Here is a 17134-nt window from a genome sequence, read left to right as displayed (position 1 = left end):
AAGGTAATAATTCTCACTTACAATTAGACATGCCTTTGGAGATATTCATGTTCGCGAAGACTCGCTTGGCGCTGCTGGTGGGATGGGTGACCGGCAGCGTGGCTTTTCCTCTGCTGGCGCAGGAAACAACAAAAAACGATACGGTGGTTGTCACCTCGCAGATGCAGAGCGGGGCCACGAAGCTTGCCACGCCGGATATTGAAACGCCGCAGTCGGTATCGATCGTTACCCGTGAACAGTTTGAAGAGCAAGGCGCAACCAGCGTGCGCCAGGCTGTCAGCTATACGCCGGGGGTGTACAGCAATCAGATTGGCGCCTCCAACCGCTTCGACTACATCGTGCTGCGTGGCTTTTCTGACGGGAGCCTGGATAACGTCTATCTCGATGGTCTGAAGATGATGGGCGACACCAACTCACACAGCTCGCTGGTGGTTGATCCGTGGTTCCTCGAAGATATCGAAGTCGTACGTGGCCCGGCTTCCGTACTGTATGGCCGTTCCTCCCCGGGCGGTATTGTGGCGCTGACCTCACGCAAGCCGTCGTTTGATGCGGGCGGTGAAGTGAAGCTGTTTGCCGGCAACAATAACCAGCGCGGCGCGGCGTTTGACGTCACCGGGGCGCTGGATGATAACGATCGAGTGGCGGCGCGATTGAGCGGGATGACGCGTTACGCAGACTCGCAGTTTGGTCCATTGAAGGAAGAACGTTACGCGCTGATGCCCAGCCTGACCTGGCGTATCACCGACCAGACGCGTCTGGATCTGATGGCCTATCTGCACCGTGACCCGGAAGGCGGAAGCCACTCCGGTCTGCCGTATGACGGCACCGTGGTTCCGCATTACGGGCAAAAGATCTCCAATACCTTTTACGAAGGCGAGGATGATTATGACAAATACGATCGCCGTGAAAACATGGTGGGCTACAACATTGAGCATATGTTTGATAGCGGTTGGTCGGTGCGGCAAAAGCTGCGCTATCTGCATACCGACGTTGAGCTGAACCAGGTGTATGCGGCGGGCTGGTTGAATGAAACCGAGCTTAATCGCGGCTACTCCGGCTCCGATGAAAAAATGTCGGCGATTACGCTGGATAACCAGCTCGACGGCAGCTTTGATACCTGGCAGGTAAACCACCGTTTGCTGGTGGGGATCGACTATCAGGATCGCAGCAACAATACTACCGGTTACTACGGCGCTTTCCCCCCGATTGACGCCTTTAATCCGGTGTACGGCGCGAAGCCTGATTACATCGACATGTATGCGCGTGAGAAACACAAGCTGCGACAGACGGGTTACTATTTGCAGGATCAGATGTCATGGGATCGCTGGCGTATTACGCTCGGTGGTCGCTACGATCAGGTCAGCGTTTCTAACATTGATAAGATCAAGGATACTCGCAGCGATCTGGATAAAAACAACTTCAGCACCCGCGCCGCGTTGCTCTATTTGTTCGATAACGGCTTTGCGCCGTACGTGAGTTACTCCACTGCCTTTACGCCCACCAGTTTTGCCGATGAGAACGGTAATCTGCTGGACCCGATGAAAGGCAAGCAGTGGGAAGCCGGGCTGAAATATGAGCCGGAAGGACTTAACAGTCAGTTCAGCGCGTCGGTGTTCCGTATCAATCAGACGAATATAGCCACTAAAGAAGAGCCGACCGATCCATACCGCTCGATTGGGGAAATTGAATCTGAAGGGGTGGAGCTGGAGGCAATTAGCCAACTGACGGATAGCTTACGTTTGCAGGCGGCGTATACCTATACCGACATTCGCTATAAGAAAAGCAGCCCGGAAGAGCAGGGCAAGCGCGCAGTGTACGCCCCGCGTAACCAGGCCAGTGCCTGGCTGAGCTACGATGTAAAAAGTGGTCCGCTGGACGGTCTGACGTTGGGTTCAGGCGTGCGCTACGTTAACGGTATTACCAGCGATCGCTTGAATACTCACACCCTGCCGTCATACACACTGGTGGATATGGTGATTGGTTACGACTTAACGAATATCGGTATTAATGGGTTGAGCGCGCAGCTGAACGTTAACAACCTGACCGACAAGCGCTACGTTGCGGCCTGTAACTCTCTCTCATACTGCTACTTTGGCGCCGAGCGCAGCATTGTCGGCAGTGTGTCCTGGAAATTCTGATGTTTTAGCCGGATGCAGCGCTGGCGCCTTATCCGGCCTGGTGCAGCGTGCAAATTGTATGCCTGATGAGCGTAGCGCATCAGGCATAGTGGATTGCGGTTATTGTGTAAAACCGTTTTGCATACAAATCTGCGCGCTGGTTCTCAGAGTAAAGGAGACTTTGTCTGGGTACTGACTGTAATAGTTATGCTCTTCTTCCAGCCCTTTTGCCTGCGCCAGACGTACCGTTTCCAGCGAGCAGGTACGGTAGATCAGGTCTTTATTCATATTGGTCTGCTTCTCGCGCTGTTTATCTGCGGAAAGCGCCAGCCAGTTTTCGGACAGTGAGTAATCGTAGACCACCCGATTTCCTTTCGCCTGTACGTTCTCAATGGTAATAAATTCGTCGATTTTCAGTCTTGGCTGCCCACGCATTTTTTTCTTATCTTCTGCGGCGGCATATTGGGCCAGCGCATGAATATCCATACTGGCTATTTTCTGTTTATAAGCATCTACATAGGCGGTAGGTTGCTGATAATGCTGAGCGTAAGCGTTTCTTAATTCCCCGTCACTCATCGTACAACCTGCCAGAAACAGAGGTAATAGCAGTGCCAGTTTTATTTTAGTCATGATGTTATCCCGTTCATTATTTTGATCCCAGTCGCCCATAATAAAATAGAAAAATTATTACGGATGATATTTAAGGTTGTATAAACGAGAGCACGATGGCACAAGTTCAATTGTCTTAAAATGGCAGGACAGACGGGAAACCCTGCCAGAATTGGCAGGGTTAATGGATGAAGAGGATCAGAATTCCATTTTCACCGTGAACTGCACTTCTCGTGGGTCGCCAATCTGATTACCCAGATTATTGGTGGCAATGGATGAAGTGTAATAGGTCTTATCAAACAGGTTTTTCACATTGAGCTGCAATGTGACCGGATACTGCAGCTTCATTTTATAAGCGGCAAAGGCATCGGCGACAAAATAGCCCGGCAGATAATAGTCTGCGCCATTGGTTGCGGAACGGCGGCTCACCCCATGACCCCCACCGCCAATCGTCAGGATATTGCCCATAAAGGCATTCTGAATATCGTAGGTGAGGAATAATGAGCCGGTATGCTTCGGTACATTAGGCAGCGACTTACCTTTGTAATCAGGATCTTCCGTCACTTTCGCGGCGGTATAACCGTAACTGGCGATGATATTGGTGTTGGTGGTCAACGAACCGGCGACATCCACTTCCACACCTTGTGAACGCACGCGACCCGCAGTTTTCGCCACAGTTTCGCCATTGATCATTTCGTTGTACAGCACATTGCGTTTATCAATATCAAACAGGGCAATATTGGCGGTGATACCGTCAAAGATATCGAATTTTGCCCCCACTTCATAAGCCGTTGAGGTTTCAGGTGGCAATTCGCCAATATAACTGGCGATAGAATATTGCGGCATGAAGGATCGCGACACGTTACCGAACAGCGATACCGACGGCGTCAGTTTGTACACCATACCGAATTTGGGCACCCACTGTTGGTCGGTACTGTCGGTGTTGACGTTGAACGGACGGCCTTTGCCAGCGTATTCGGTGTAGTACTGATAACGCATCCCGGCGACGGCGATCCATTTATCGGTCAGGTACAGCGCGTCCTGCACATACGCAGAATAGCTCTCTTGTTGAATAGTCTGATCGCTATCAGCGGCAGAAACGTTAGTACATTTACCCAACGTACCGTAGACAGGATTATAAATATTGAACCCTTTTACGTTCTTGCAGCGGATCATGTCGGTGCGTAGCAGATCGTAGTTCTCATAAGAGATGCCGGTGAGGATCTCGTTATAAAAGCCAGCGATATCGACGTTGCCCTGTAAATCGGCACGTGTGGCGTGCATGCGCTGGGTGGAACCTTGAGTGGCATCAACACGGCGGGTCAGATTTCCGCTTGCAGAATCATAAGCCATCACGCGAGCCTGATTATCGCTGTATTTATCCTGACTAAAGCTGTAGTCGAATTTCGCTGTCCATTCGCTGTTGAAACGGTATTCGGCATTCAGCTGCGCCAGATCCGATTCGCCATCGGTGATATTAAACGGCTCATCAAAACGGGTTTTGCGATCCACATTCACCGCGTGTTTGGTGTTGAGATCGAAAATGGTGCCGCGATCGAACGGGGCTTTATAGTCGCGATGTGAATAGAGCACGTTGACGGTGGCCTTGTCGCCAAACCAGGTAAGGGACGGGGAGATGAAGCTGCTCTGATAGGTGCCGAAGTTACGCCAGTAATCCTCATGCTGATATTCGCCAATCAGGCGATAGGCTAACTGAGTGCCTTCAATCGGCCCGGTCACGTCAAACTGCCCTGTGCCGCCGCCAAAGCTGCTGGAGGTTACTGAAATCGACCCGCCAAACTGCGTTTCCGGACGTTTGGTGACGACATTAATCAGGCCGCCGGGATCGAGAATCCCATACAGGGTTGAGGCCGGGCCTTTCAGCACCTCCACGCGTGAGGTGGCGGCGTTAAAGCTGCGCGGCAACACGGTTTTCAGACCATTGGTCATCACCGAGCCGTCACGGTTTGCGCCGAAGCCACGGCGGACAAACGCATCCTGTGTGCCACCTAATGTGTTGGTTTGCACGACGTTACTAACGTTATACAGCGCTTCGTCCAGCGTCGTGACATGCTGATCTTCCAGAACTTTATCGCTGACAGTGTTCACCACTTGTGGGATATCCAACAATGGCATGGATGTCAGCGTCGCGGTGGACGAACTCAGCGGTTGATAACCCGATGTTACGGCCTGATCGGCAGACGATGCATCTGCCCGAACGGTGATGGTATCTTCTCCTTTAGGCGGAGTCGTCTCTTTCTCCGCTGCAAATACCGCAGGTGTTGTTGTCATGCCCAGAAAGAGAGCAGAGCACAATGCCCGCCCTTTCATCCCCGAAAAGTAAGTCGTTAACTCAGCCATTATTTTATTTATTCCGCAAAAGACCCTGCCAAAAATGGGCAGGGAAACAAGTTGATTCAATTCATTGCCCGGCTTGCCAGCCCTGCATTTATCCATCTGTAAGCCAGCGTTACTGGCGTCAGACGTGTAATTGAGAATCATTCAATCATGGGTGTTTGTAGTAGTAAACGTAAAAATGAAAAAGAAACTACAAGCGATTTGACGCAATTTAACCGTCGTTTTTTTAAGGGTATTTAATTTTCAATGTATTGAAAAAGAATGGTTTTTATTGATTTTTTAGCGTTTTTTATTTGTGCTTTAGTTGTTGGCGACAGGTGATGTAACTACAGGGTGTAATTGCTTGACTACTACAGTGCAAGCCAGCAAGATCACAAAGAGAATGAGTTTTATTTTTATTTAGGGAGTTACTCATGCAGGCTTTGCCATGCGGCGGCGCAGGAGTGAACATGCCACAGCATGTGGAAAATACCGCCCACAGAACGGGCATTGAACTACAACAGCTTTCTGCGGGTTATCGCCATAACACCATTGTCCACGATATCTGTCTCACTATTCCGCAAGGCAAAATGACGGTACTGGTGGGGGCGAACGGCTCGGGTAAATCAACGTTGTTAAGCACTATCGCCCGTATGTTGAAACCGCACGGCGGCAGCGTATTGCTGGATGGCAAAGCCATTTATCAACAGCCTACCAAAGCGGTTTCACGCCAGCTCGGCATCCTGCCGCAATCCCCATTGGTGCCCGAAGGACTTACCGTTTTCGAACTGGTATCGCGTGGGCGTTTTCCCTGGCAGAACATGCTTTCGCAATGGACGGACGATGACGAACGCGCCGTGGAGCAGGCACTCCAGTTAACCGGAACTGCTGATTTTGCGCATTTGCCGGTAGAGAGCCTTTCCGGTGGGCAACGTCAGCGCTGCTGGATTGCGATGGCGCTGGCACAGCAAACGCCGGTCATCTTGTTGGATGAGCCGACTACGTTTCTCGATCTGCGCTATCAGGTGGAGATCCTCGAACTGTTGCATTCACTGACTCGCCATCATGGCCGTACTGTGGTTGTGGTCCTGCATGACCTGAATTTTGCCGTGAATTACGGGGACATGCTGGTGTTCCTCAAACAGGGGACGTTGCAGGGCGTCGTGCATGATGGCGAAAACTGCACGCCCGAGTTGATTAAGCACGTGTTTGACGTCGACGTGCAGATGTCGGTGAATCCTCTCACCGGCAAACCGTTCTTTATGCCGTTCCGCGCGCCGGGCGGGCAAGAGCAATGACGGTCATGGCAAGCACACTGGCTCGTCGCCGTGGCCGGATTATGCTGGCGTTCCCCGTGTTAACGCTGCTGTTGTGTGTTCTGGCAGTGGTGCATCTGGGTGTGGGCGCACGCACTATCAGCCCGCAGACCGTCGTGCAGGCGCTGTTCCACTTTGACGCGAAAAATTTCGACCACCGGATTATTGTCTCCTTACGTCTGCTGCGCATGACGGCGGCGATGCTGGTCGGCGCGGCGTTAGGTGTTGCGGGGGTTCTGTTGCAGGCGTTGATTCGTAATCCGCTGGGAGAACCGCATATTCTGGGGCTGAATGCCGGTGCGGCGTTTGTCGTTGTGTTGTGCACCGCGCTTGGCGTGACGGGGGTAAGCCAGCCATTGCTGGCGGCAGGCGGTGCTGCGGCACTCTTTTCGTTGGTGATGGCGCTTGCATCTGCCGGGCGCGGTGGCTTAACGCCGCTGAAGGTCACGCTGTGCGGCGTGGCGCTGTCGGCCATGGTGTCATCGCTTACTGCGGCCATCCTGATTCTGGATGAACAAACCCTGTTGGCAATGCGCACCTGGCTGGTGGGTGATCTCGCGGGTCTGCGTTGGGAAAGTGTCAAAAGTGCCGTTCCCCCGTCGCTTGCCGGTATGGTGCTGGCGATCGCTATCGCGCCGGGCCTGAATATTCTGGCTCTCGGCGACCGTATGGCCTGTGGGTTAGGGGTGAACATTCTGCGCATACGCTTGCTGGCGATGATCGCCATTGCGCTGTTGTGCGGTGCGGCAGTTTCTGTCGTGGGGCCGCTGGGATTTATCGGCCTGTTAGTGCCTAACGTTACCCGCCGTCTGGTAACAAAAGATATTCGTCAGATGCTACCGACGTCGGCATTGCTGGGCGCGGCGCTGCTGCTGCTGGCGGATATTGCCGCCCGCACGGTGCTGGCTCCGCAGGAGCTGGCTACAGGGATCATGACCGCCCTGGTGGGCGCACCGGCGTTTATTTTCATTGCGTCGAGGTTTTTGAAATGAACGATATGCTGCAACGTGCAGGGCTTCGTGCATGGCGGGTGGGTGGATTTTCTCGTGTCATTCGTCCCAAAACCGTGCTGTACAGCCTCAGCCTGACGGTGCTGGCAATCGCATTACTGCTGTTTGGCGTGATGCAGGGGTCGCTCCCGGTTCCGGCTTCCGCTATCGGACGGGCGGTGTTTGACCCTCAGGCGTTGACGGCTCAGCAACAGTATGTCGTTTGGGATGTACGACTGCCTCGACTGCTGATGGCGCTTCTGTGCGGGGCGATGCTCGGATTGGCAGGGGCGGCGATGCAATCTATCACCCGCAACGGGTTGGCCGATCCCGGGCTCATCGGTGTCAAAGAAGGGAGTTGCGTGGTGGTACTGGCCCTGGTGCTGCTTTTCCCGTCAGCAAGTCTGGTTTGGCGGCCCCTGGCGGGAATGGCCGGCGGCGCACTGGTCGCCACACTGGTGATGCTGCTGGCCCGTGATTTCTCCCGGCCTCGCTTTGTGTTGATAGGCATTGGCGTGTCGTGGTTCTTTGCCGCGGGAATGGGCGTATTTATGACCACCGCCGATGTCCGTGACGTACAGACTGCACTGGTCTGGCTGGCGGGGAGCCTTCATGCCGCCACCTGGCCACTGCTGCTGGTGGCACTGGTCTGGACGTTGCCTGCGGCCATCATCTTATTTGCCACGGCGCGCGCTTCGGATGTGGCGCTACTTGGCAATGCGACGGCAACGGGGCTAGGAGTCCATTTACCCCGACTGGCGTTGTTGCGTTTTCTCGCGCCGGTTGTACTCACCGCCGCCAGTGTTGCCTGCGTGGGCAGCCTCGGTTTTGTCGGGTTGATGGCGCCACACATGGCACGATTCTGGCTGCGTGGCGGACAAACAGCGCTGCTGTGGGGAAGTGCGTTGATCGGTGCGTTGCTGGTGCTGGTCACCGATACCGTGGGTCGTCTGGCGTTTGCACCACTGCAAATCCCCGCCGGGATCGTCATTGCCCTGGTCGGTGGACCGTTCTTTTTGCTGTTGCTCTGGCGTCGCCGGGATCGTTTGTAATTGTTAAGAGGGTATATGCGTTTAATCTTTTCATTGCTGCTGCTGGTCGGCTGCACCGTCCAGGCGGCGGAGCCTGTTCAGTCATTTACTGACGATCTCGGGCGAGTGGTGAACGTGCCGCTGCATCCGCAGCGTATTGTGTCATTGCACGATCTCGACATCACTATTCCGCTGATCGAACTTGGCGTGCCTCCGGTGGCCAGTCATGGCCGAACGCGCCCGGATGGCAGCAATTTTTTACGCTCCGGCGTGCTGCTGACCGGCGTGGATTTTGATAATTCGAACATGACGTATATCGGTACGGCAGACATTGATATTGAAGCCATTGTGGCGGCAAAACCGGATTTAATTATCACCGAACCCAGCCGTAACACGCCGATTGAGCAACTGGAAAAAATAGCGCCGACGGTCAGCATCGATCATCTTGATGGCGGTGCGCCGGAAATCTACCGCAAGCTGGCGCAGCTTACCGGTACGCAGAACCGGCTGGCATTGCTGGAACGGCGCTACCGTGAAGAAATAGCCCAGCTCAAGCGGACGGTCGATACGCAGCACATCTCTGTGGCGGTAATACAGGCCAATCAGGGCAAAATCAATGCGTTGCACACCTATCATTCCCTGGGGCGAGTTTTACGCGATGCTGGTTTCACTTTCCCGAAGATTATCGACAGTATTCCGCCGGGTGGGCGCATTGATGTCAGTGCGGAACGTCTGCCTGAACTGGATGCCGATTTTGTCTTCGCGACCTGGCGTGGCGATACCGGCGGTAAACCGCAGGATGAAATCGCGGCGATGGATGCGGTGATGCCTGGCTGGTGTGAGTTCCTGACCGCCTGCCAGCGCGGACATTACGTTTTACTCTCCCGTGAAGAGGCGATATCTAATTCCTATGCCTCGCTCAGTCTGATGGTGGCGCAGGTGCAAACGCACATCGCCGGACGATGGCTACCGGAGGCTAAATAACCATGCTGACGGCGAAAAAAGCCAAAAACCGTATTGATGTCTATGGTGACCGTTTTCGCGCCCGGGCGCATTTACTCTCGCCACGTATGCAGGCCGTGGCGCGTTATATCAACGAAAACCGCGAAGTGGTGCTGGAGTTTACAGCGATAGAAATCGCTGCCGCCACGCAAACATCTGACGCGACGGTGGTCAGGGCAATTCAGGCGCTGGGGTTTGCCGGGTTGCGCGATTTAAAGCAGACCATTGAACACTGGTTTGGCCCTGGCGTGACCTCAGAAGAGAAGATGACCACCACGGTGAATACGCTCTCTTGCGATGTTAATTCCAGTATTGATTTTGTCTTGCAGGGGCATCAGCGTACCTGTGAAGCGCTTTCTACACCGCAAAACCGCTATGCAATTGCCCAGGCGGTGGCATTACTGGTAGAAGCCCGTCAGGTGGGAATTTTTGGTATTGGCGCATCCGGCGTATTGGCGGATTATACCGTTCGTCTGCTCAGCCGTATTGGCCTGCCTGCGGTAGCATTTAATCGCACCGGGATTAACCTCGCGGAGCAACTGATCGCATTGCAGCGTGGAGATGTGCTGATCATGATGGCGCAGAAATCTCCGCACCGGGAAGGGCTGACGACCATTCGCGAGGCCAGGCGGTTGGGTGTCCCGGTTATTTTACTGACGAACGCGCTGGACTCCCGTTTTAGTAAAGAAGCGGATGTGGTGATTAACGTGCCGCGCGGCGGCGAGAATGGGAAAATGCCGCTCCACGGTACGGTGCTGGTGTGTCTGGAAATGATTGTGCTGTCTGTCGCTTCCACTGCGCCGCAGCGATCAATTAAATCCGTGAAGCGGATTAACGAACTGTATCGGGGCATTGGTAAATCCGGGGCGAAGAAATAAACCGGTGATATCCGCTGTGTAGGCCGGGTAGGGTGTTGTCGCCACCCGGCATAAATGCAGACAGTTCAAACCATTAATGGCCGATCATTCTGGCCTTCGGGATCAACTGGAAATACATATGATCCGGCACCGGCGTCTGCCAGACGTTGGCGTACACCGCATAACCTACGGCGGCAAACAGAATACCAAGCACCAGTAGCGCCATGGCAACACCTGACATCGTCCTCTGACGCCATAACGATTTACCACCGTTGCCTTGTGCGCCAGGCGGAGTCTGCAGTGAAAAGCTCAGCGTTGAGGCTACCGGGCAGGATTCAACGCAGGTCATGCAGCCAGTGCATTCCACGGTACGCACCTTAATCAGTCTGTCGACCGGGATATTCGACGGGCAGTTTTTCGCGCATTTTCCGCAGTCGATGCAACTGTCTGCGTTACGGCGGATTTTAAACGGCGAGAATAGCGAGAACAGGCCGAGCAGCGCGCCATAAGGGCACAGATAGCGGCACCAGGCATTGCGAATAAACAGGCTCAGGACGCTGATAACGACAACAAAGATGAGCGTAGCGGGGCCAATATGGCGAAAGAAATCGAGCATCTTCACGTCGATAATCATGCCATAGGCCGACATTAGAAAATACTGAATCCCCTGTGCAGGCATCGACAGGGCAATATATAAAAAGAAACTCAGCAACAGATACTTCAGACTGAGCAGCGGCATATCCAGCCAGCGCGGCAGCGTGAAGTTGCGACCAAAGACTTTTTTCCCCAGATTGCCGAGCAGTTCGGACAGTGTGCCCACCGGACATAACCACGAACAGAAGGCTTTTTTTAACAACAGACTAATCAGGATAAACGCAACTAACAGTAGCATGGAGGCGGCATGGATGGGAGGAAGAAAACCAGTTTCCAGCGTATAGCGGATATTCATCAAACCCGCGATCGGTAGCCATCCCTCAATACCACCAGGCCTTGGAATATAGACGCTGGTGCCGGCGGTTTCGAAATAGCGGACCCAGTAATAGAACGTTACGCCAATATAAATATTAATAGTCAGCAGGAGAAACTGGGTGGCTTTTCGCCAGCTGCTGGCATTGCGCCAGTCATTCCACGGCAGTTTGCCTCCGATCGTGCCAGGACGGCGCTGCCAGCGCGTTCTCTTCTTCCCATTCATGATTTTATACTATCCCTCATATTTCCCCTTCTGCATTCAGAAGGCGTTATCACCGGGATATGCTAGCGCCATTTAGATTTGGTGTATTTGATTTGCATCTTATTACGTGGCTGTTATTTTCATCATGCAAATATACTTGAATAAAAATAACAGCTCGATATTTATCGCAAGCCAGATAAATACCCTGAACGGGGTATTTATTTCTCTGCAAGGCAATGGTTATTCCTGATAAATCTCAACGCGGTCGCGACCATTACTTTTTGCCAGATAAAGTGCGCGATCGGCTTTATCAACCAGCTGTTTGTAGTCGGGATGATAATCATATTCGGCAATACCGATACTGACGGTAATAGAAAACGTTTCTGTCGCAGAGGCTGCCATGCGCATCCCTGCAATTTTCATGCGCAGCGTTTCCAGAATAATACTGGCCTGCGATTCATCTGACTCGACGAGCAGAATCATAAATTCTTCACCACCGTAGCGGAACACGTAATCGCTGCTACGGATATGATCATGAATGACCGCTGCGACATTTTTGAGTGTCAGATCGCCGGTATTATGCCCGAAGTTATCGTTAATTTGCTTGAAGTAGTCGATATCCAGCATCGCCAGGCTAAAAGGCTTACGCGCATGTAACGCCAGCGAGATTTCACGTCGCATGATGGTCGGAATAAAGCGGCGATTAAGCAACTGGGTCAACGAATCTTTACCATTTTCCTGCTTAACCAGCGCCTCAAACATTGAAGCGAGCAGGAAATGGATTTTTGCCGACAGCTGGCGAACATCCTGTAATAAGCTCATCCGCTCGGGTTCTGTCGGCTGATGCTGAGGTGACAGGGTTGTCGTCAGACGGGTGTCGATCTCTGCAATCAGTGATTCCATTTCTTTGAGCAAATTGCTGTTGCCAAGAATATGTTTTCCCTTATGTGAGAACCACATACCAAAATCAGAGTTCGCAAGAAACACCATTTCACCGAAAGGCATTCCGGTGGCAATGTTATAGATAAACTGGTTTTCCCAGTCGGTAAACGAACGGATTTGCCGTTCGCGCTCGACGTTAACGTCATCGTAAATAGTCTGCAGACGATACTGTTCCTGTGTATGCAGGGAGTTTTGGTAGCTTGGGGAATAGGAGACGGTCATGGCCTCCAGCGCAGTATCCATTGCCAGACTGCTAAAACAGATAGCCCTGCTCAGCAGGGAAGACGAGTCGTCAGCTTTGGTTTTCAACACCCGATACAGCTCATCTTTGAGCTTACGCGCACCGCGGTTCACCAGATCGATGGGCAGACCGATACGGGCATGCACTACGCCAATTTTGCGTTGTTTGGCCAGCAACTGTGAGAGATCTTCGTGCGCGCTGCCGAGCACGCTGCGTAACCAGTCAAACATACTGCCGCTGAGGCGGGTACTGACCTGTTCCGTATTGAGGAACAATGCACTTTGGGCATGGGAGAGCATATAGTCATAAAAAACGGTCACTAAATGGTGGATCTCTTCATCGCTTAACGATGTGAGGAGCGTGTGAACGTCAGGCGATGTTTGTCGTATCAGTGCCTGCCATTCTGTAAGGAGTAATGTGTCGTTTTCCGGTTCAATCTGTTCCATCTCGCTGCCACTCAACGTGCGATTAAAAATTCAGGCAGTATTACGGACAATTACCTCACGATGGTCAAGTTAAACTCTCTTATCGATGGCTAATACCCTCATAAATAAGCCTGAGCGCGAAGACACCTATTATTGCGCCAATGACTCGGCTGGCAACGCGTTGGATGCGGCCATATGCACGGCGTACAGCGGGTAACGAAAATGCCTGGCTGAGAAAAATACGCCAGATAACGGAAGACAATACAATACCTGCCCAGGCCATCAGCCTGGCCCACGTAGGTGTGTCTGCGCTTAAGGTGACCGAGAAGATACTAATAAAAAACAGTACGGTTTGTGGGTTCGATAAATCCGTTAGTAATCCTCGGCGGAAAAATACATACCAGGGGGCGGAAATCGGCTGCTGTAGCGTGGGCATTTGTGGCGTGGCCTGATGGCGGATGCTGTTCCAGGCAAACCACAGCAGATAGACGCCGCCGACAATCTTAATCAATGAAAATATCTCTTCACACTGGGTGATTAGCGTTGCCATGCCAAAAAGCCCAAGGCCGGAGTAAAACGCATCACCTAAGGCGACCCCCAGACCGGTCATCACACCTGCGCGTCGTCCGGATGCCAGGCTGGTTTGCACCACCACAAACAGATTCGCGCCGGGATTAAAAAAAGTTAAAACAAACAGGCTGACGGTGAGTATGACGGCGTGCAGAGGTTCCATAGACAACGTATCCATTAGTGAGGGCGGAAGCAGGGTCAGCTAACACTATAATTTTAGTATCCACGTCATTCTGCGTATTCACTCACACTGCGCGTTGAAAACGCAGCGCCGCTGCGTTTTGCGTATTTAACGATTAGCAAAATATCTTTATATTTCCGCCTGCTCTGGATCTTTTTATCAGCCTGAACTACTTATTAATCATCCTTGACTCGCGTGTCGAATGTTCAGGGGGCGATGATGGCATATATAACAAAACCTGGAGCTGGTCTATGAAAACTGGAATTAAAGTACTTATTGGTGCGTTAGCTTTTGTCGTGACCAACGCATATGCCGCGGAGTTTATGACAAAGCTTGAGTTTGAAAAGGTTGAGTCGCAGTACACAAAAATCGGTGATATCTCAACGAGTAATGAAGTTTCTGTCGCAGATGCCAAAGAAGAACTGCTGAAAAAAGCCGAAGAGAAAGGTGCCGATGTTGTGGTATTAACTTCCGGTCAAACGGATAATAAAATCCATGGCACAGCCAATATCTACAAGAAAAAATAATACGCTGCTGTAAAAATCACGATTCCCGTCGGTCATTGTACCGGCGGGTTTTCTTTTAATCTGCGCCAGAACGTGGTTCTGCTAATTCCGAGATAGCGTGCCGCCGCGGTTTTATCACCATTGAATTGTGCCAACACCTGCTGCGGCGTCAGCAATGACGATGATTGTGGTGAGTTTGCAACAATGGCCAGTTCTGGTAATAGCTGTTGTAAAAAATCCACATTCAGCTCCGGCTGCGGCTCGACGCTTAAAAATAGCGCCAGGCGCTCCATCATATTACGCAGTTCGCGGATATTCCCCGGCCAGCCATAATTCAGTAACGTCGGCTGACTTAAACTCAGCCCCTTGCGTACTGGCTCAGAAAACGGCACATCCAGTTCTGCCAGCGACTGTTTTAAAAAACCTTCCGCCAGCGGCAGGATATCGGGCAACCGCTCGCGTAGCGGCGGCAGCTTGAGGCGTAAAATGCTCAGGCGATAAAACAGATCGGTACGAAACTCCCCCTGTTTCATCTCCTGCTCCAGATTACAGTGTGTGGCGCTAATCACCCGGACATCGACCGGAATAGGCTGATGCCCACCGACTCGGGTGACCTCTTTTTCTTCCAGTACGCGCAGCAGCCGGGTTTGTAACGGCAGCGGCATCTCGCCTATCTCATCAAGAAAAAGGGTTCCGCCATGAGCAATTTCAAACAGGCCCGCGCGTCCTCCCCGACGAGAGCCGGTAAAGGCGCCATCTTCATAGCCGAACAGCTCCGCTTCCAGCAATGATTCGGTGATTGCTCCGCAGTTGACGGCAACAAACGGCGGCGAGGGTTTACCGCGCCGATTCTCCTGACGAGTGAAAAACTCACGGTGAATGGCCTGTGCCGCCAGCTCTTTGCCCGTACCGGTTTCACCCTGAATTAGCACCGGCGCACGCGAGCGGGCGTAGAGCATAATGGTGTGTCGCACCTGTTCCATCTGCGCAGAATGACCGCGCATATCACCGAGCGCGTAGCGGGTGCGTAACGTATCGCCAGAAGCGTACTGACCGTTTCTACGCAGCGTCAGGCGGGTCATATCAAGCGCATCGACAAAGGCCTGGCGCACGGTGGCCGCCGAATAGATAAAGATGCCGGTCATACCTGCTTCTTCTGCCAGATCGGTAATCAATCCCGCACCAACTACCGCCTGCGTGCCGCCAGCCTTCAGCTCGTTGATTTGCCCGCGGGCATCTTCCTCGGTGATATAGCTGCGCTGTTCAAGCTGCAAATTAAAGGTTTTTTGAAAGGCGAGAAGCGCAGGAATGGTTTCCTGATAGGTAATGACGCCAATCGACGAGGTGAGCTTTCCTGCTTTTGCCAGCGCCTGTAGCACGTCAAATCCGCTGGGTTTAATCAGGATCACCGGGATCGATAAACGGCTTTTCAGATACGCCCCGTTGGAGCCCGCCGCAATAATGGCATCACAACGCTCGGTAGCCAGTTTTTTGCGGATATACGCCACCGCTTTTTCGAAACCAAGCTGAATGGGGGTGATGGTCGCCAGGTGGTCGAACTCCAGGCTGATGTCGCGAAACAGTTCGAACAGGCGCGTGACAGAAACCGTCCAGATAACCGGTTTGTCGTCGTTCACCCGCGGTGGAAGATGCGTATCAGCCATAACTAACCCAAAAAGTAAGGAACCGAGTATTAGGGTTTAGTTGTGTTTCATAAATGTTGCAATGAAACATGAAGGAACGTTTCATGAAACGATAGCTGACACGCTTTTGTGCATCAAAGATACAGTAATTTATGTTAACATATTGTTTTTTAAGGGTAATGTATAAATTAATTAAAAATTAAGGTCTTTGGCATACCCCTTGCTTTAAGTAAATCAACGAATGCTAACAAGTTGATAACAAGAGGACGGGATATGTCTCTACACTCCCCAGGGCTGGCGTTTCGCGCCGCGCTCAGCAAAGAAAATCCATTACAAATCGTGGGCACCATCAACGCCAATCACGCTCTGCTGGCCCAACGTGCCGGGTATCAGGCGATTTATCTCTCCGGCGGCGGCGTCGCTGCGGGGTCACTGGGGCTGCCGGATCTTGGTATTTCAACCCTTGATGATGTGCTGACTGATATTCGTCGCATTACGGATGTTTGCCCGCTGCCCTTGCTGGTGGATGCGGATATCGGGTTTGGATCGTCAGCCTTCAACGTGGCGCGTACCGTGAAGTCGATTTCCAAAGCGGGTGCTGCAGCGCTGCATATTGAAGATCAGATCGGCGCTAAGCGCTGCGGCCATCGCCCGAACAAAGCGATCGTCTCTAAAGAAGAGATGGTCGACAGGATCCGCGCCGCGGTGGATGCACGTACCGATCCCAACTTTGTCATCATGGCGCGGACCGATGCGCTGGCGGTGGAAGGGTTAGAGGCAGCCATCGATCGTGCCCAGGCGTACGTCGAAGCAGGCGCGGACATGCTGTTTCCGGAAGCCATCACCGAGCTTGCGATGTACCGTCAGTTTGCCGACGCGGTGCAGGTGCCGATCCTTGCCAACATTACCGAATTTGGCGCTACGCCGCTGTTCACCACCGATGAACTGCGCAGTGCAAACGTCGCGATGGCGCTGTATCCGCTGTCGGCTTTCCGCGCTATGAACCGCGCTGCGGAAAAGGTTTACAACGTGCTGCGTCAGGAAGGAACGCAAAAGAGCGTGATCGACATTATGCAGACGCGTAACGAGCTGTACGAAAGCATCAATTATTACCAGTTCGAAGAGAAACTCGACGCGCTGTATAGCAAAAAGTAACCGTCGTAGGCCGGATAAGGCACAGCCGCCATCCGGCAATAA

14 protein-coding genes are annotated in these 17134 nt (G+C 52.6%); 8 read left to right on the top strand and 6 right to left on the bottom strand.

The window, feature by feature from the left end:
- Window positions 1–29 precede the first annotated feature (29 nt).
- Complete coding sequence (gene foxA / locus SK33_RS18140) at window positions 30–2138, top strand: ferrioxamine B receptor FoxA (protein WP_102190811.1); 2109 nt, start codon at window positions 30–32, stop codon at window positions 2136–2138.
- 99 nt (window positions 2139–2237) lie between these two features.
- Here the strand turns inward: foxA and SK33_RS18135 are convergent, their stop codons facing one another.
- Window positions 2238–2747 carry a hypothetical protein gene (locus SK33_RS18135; RefSeq protein WP_226999280.1) on the bottom strand — a complete coding sequence of 170 codons (510 nt, stop codon included), beginning with the start codon at window positions 2745–2747 and terminating at the stop codon, window positions 2238–2240.
- A 177-nt stretch (window positions 2748–2924) separates the two neighbouring features.
- Window positions 2925–5087 carry a TonB-dependent siderophore receptor gene (locus tag SK33_RS18130; RefSeq protein WP_003021283.1) on the bottom strand — a complete coding sequence of 721 codons (2163 nt, stop codon included), beginning with the start codon at window positions 5085–5087 and terminating at the stop codon, window positions 2925–2927.
- Window positions 5088–5533: 446 nt separating this feature from the next.
- On the opposite strand from SK33_RS18130, the gene SK33_RS18125 reads away from it, so the two are divergent.
- The 5 genes from SK33_RS18125 to SK33_RS18105 are packed head-to-tail and all read left to right on the top strand — an operon-like array spanning window position 5534 to window position 10279.
- On the top strand, window positions 5534–6361 hold the full coding sequence (locus SK33_RS18125) for an ABC transporter ATP-binding protein (protein WP_003021286.1): 828 nt from the start codon (window positions 5534–5536) through the stop codon (window positions 6359–6361).
- Window positions 6358–7371 (top strand): FecCD family ABC transporter permease, encoded by a 1014-nt coding sequence (locus SK33_RS18120; protein WP_003021289.1) that lies wholly within the window; start codon window positions 6358–6360, stop codon window positions 7369–7371. The genes SK33_RS18125 and SK33_RS18120 overlap by 4 nt, the downstream gene beginning before the upstream one ends.
- A complete protein-coding gene (locus tag SK33_RS18115) occupies window positions 7368–8420 on the top strand; it encodes a FecCD family ABC transporter permease (RefSeq protein WP_032948629.1) in 1053 nt (350 codons plus the stop codon). Before SK33_RS18120 ends, SK33_RS18115 begins: the two co-directional genes overlap by 4 nt.
- Before the next feature lie 15 nt (window positions 8421–8435).
- Entirely contained in the window at window positions 8436–9383 is a 948-nt protein-coding gene (locus tag SK33_RS18110; protein WP_048219558.1) for an ABC transporter substrate-binding protein, read from the top strand.
- Window positions 9384–9385: 2 nt separating this feature from the next.
- A complete protein-coding gene (locus tag SK33_RS18105; RefSeq protein WP_003021298.1) occupies window positions 9386–10279 on the top strand; it encodes a MurR/RpiR family transcriptional regulator in 894 nt (297 codons plus the stop codon).
- 73 nt (window positions 10280–10352) lie between these two features.
- Here SK33_RS18105 and SK33_RS18100 read toward each other — a convergent pair whose 3' ends face one another.
- The 3 genes from SK33_RS18100 to SK33_RS18090 all read right to left on the bottom strand — a co-directional run bounded on the left by SK33_RS18100 (window position 10353) and on the right by SK33_RS18090 (window position 13770).
- Complete coding sequence (locus SK33_RS18100; RefSeq protein ID WP_048219555.1) at window positions 10353–11450, bottom strand: 4Fe-4S binding protein; 1098 nt, start codon at window positions 11448–11450, stop codon at window positions 10353–10355.
- Window positions 11451–11669: 219 nt separating this feature from the next.
- The gene (locus SK33_RS18095; RefSeq protein ID WP_003021304.1) at window positions 11670–13058 is read right to left on the bottom strand and encodes a diguanylate cyclase; all 1389 of its coding nucleotides are present in this window, start codon (window positions 13056–13058) and stop codon (window positions 11670–11672) included.
- A 79-nt stretch (window positions 13059–13137) separates the two neighbouring features.
- The gene (locus SK33_RS18090) at window positions 13138–13770 is read right to left on the bottom strand and encodes a LysE family transporter (protein ID WP_032948633.1); all 633 of its coding nucleotides are present in this window, start codon (window positions 13768–13770) and stop codon (window positions 13138–13140) included.
- 269 nt (window positions 13771–14039) lie between these two features.
- Between SK33_RS18090 and yahO the strand changes: the two genes are divergently transcribed.
- Window positions 14040–14315 (top strand): DUF1471 family periplasmic protein YahO, encoded by a 276-nt coding sequence (gene yahO / locus SK33_RS18085; RefSeq protein ID WP_003021310.1) that lies wholly within the window; start codon window positions 14040–14042, stop codon window positions 14313–14315.
- Window positions 14316–14347: 32 nt separating this feature from the next.
- Here the strand turns inward: yahO and prpR are convergent, their stop codons facing one another.
- Window positions 14348–15958: a propionate catabolism operon regulatory protein PrpR gene (prpR, locus tag SK33_RS18080; RefSeq protein WP_048219553.1), complete on the bottom strand. Its 1611-nt coding sequence runs from the start codon at window positions 15956–15958 to the stop codon at window positions 14348–14350.
- Between the two features lie 252 nt (window positions 15959–16210).
- Between prpR and prpB the strand changes: the two genes are divergently transcribed.
- Window positions 16211–17092, top strand: a complete 882-nt coding sequence (gene prpB, locus SK33_RS18075) for a methylisocitrate lyase (RefSeq protein WP_003021316.1) — start codon at window positions 16211–16213, stop codon at window positions 17090–17092.
- Window positions 17093–17134 lie beyond the last annotated feature (42 nt).

Source organism: Citrobacter sp. MGH103, from assembly GCF_001034475.2.
Taxonomy (GTDB): Bacteria; Pseudomonadota; Gammaproteobacteria; order Enterobacterales; family Enterobacteriaceae; genus Citrobacter; species Citrobacter freundii.
Note: the sequence above shows the minus strand (reverse complement) of the source record. Positions and strands in the feature narration are given on the sequence as shown.